Here is a 1,094-nt window from a genome sequence, read left to right on the forward strand (position 1 = left end):
ATCGCCCGTGCGGTACATCCGCCCGCCGTTGAACGGATCGTCGAGGAAGCGCTCGGCGGTCAGTTCAGGCCGGTTGAGATAGCCTCTGGCGACCTGAGCGCCGCCGATGTACAGCTCGCCGGTCACTCCCACCGGCACGGGCTGACGCTGCTCGTCCAGCACATAGACGCGGGTGTTGGCGGTCGGCTTGCCGATATGCAGCGCACCGCCCGGTTGCAGTTGCCCCGACGTCGCCACCACGGTGGTCTCGGTCGGGCCATAGTTGTTGACCAGCGCAAAGCCCGGATCGCGGTCGAACTGGCGCAGGCGATCACCGCCGACCAGCAGCGTGCGCAGGGTCGGGTGCTGGCGTTCGCGGCGCAGCGCCTGCTCGGCGACCGGCGTCGGCAGGAAGCTCACTTGCAGCGGCTGCTCCAGCCACCAGTCGAGCAGTTCATCGACATGCTCGCCGCCGATGGACGCCGGCGGCAGGTGCAGCACCGCCCCGGTGCTCAGTGCCGGCCAGGCTTCCCAGGCCATGGCATCGAAGCCGAAGCCGGCGACGCTGGAGGTGTGGCTGCCCTCGCCCAACTCGAAGGCCTGGCAATGCCAGTGGATCAGGTTGGCCAGGGTGCGGTGCTCGACCATCACCCCCTTGGGCTGGCCGGTGGAACCTGAGGTGTAGATCACATAGGCCAGCTGATTCTGGTCCAGCCCCGCAACCACAGGGTTGCTGGCCGCGTGGCCGAGCCAGTCATCGCCATCCAGCATGACTTTGGCTGCATCGCCGACCAACGCTTCAGTGGCCGATTCGACCAGCACCAGCGCTGGCGCACTGTCGCTGAGCAGGTAGGCAATCCGCTGCGCCGGATAACCCGGATCGACCGGCACATACGCCGCCCCGGCCTTGAGCACGGCCAGCATCGCCACCAACCGTTGCGGGCCACGTTCCAGACACAGCGCCACGCGGTCGCCCAGGACCACGCCACGCTCGATCAGATGATGAGCCAGGCGGTTGGCGCGCTCATTGAGTTCTCCATAGCTCAGACTCAGCTCGCCCTGTACTACGGCCAATGCTTCGGGCGACTGGGCCTCGACCAGTGCGTGCACGGTCT

The 1,094-nt window shown here is 67.3% G+C and carries 1 protein-coding gene; it reads right to left on the bottom strand.

Going from position 1 to position 1,094, the window contains the following annotated elements; genetic code table 11:
• A partial coding sequence (locus LU671_RS29275) for an amino acid adenylation domain-containing protein (RefSeq protein WP_232857813.1) occupies nucleotides 1-1,094 on the bottom strand: 1,094 nt, incomplete at both ends.

Origin of the sequence: Pseudomonas sp. NMI760_13 (assembly GCF_021283245.1) — a bacterium.
GTDB lineage: Bacteria > Pseudomonadota > Gammaproteobacteria > Pseudomonadales > Pseudomonadaceae > Aquipseudomonas > Aquipseudomonas peradeniyensis.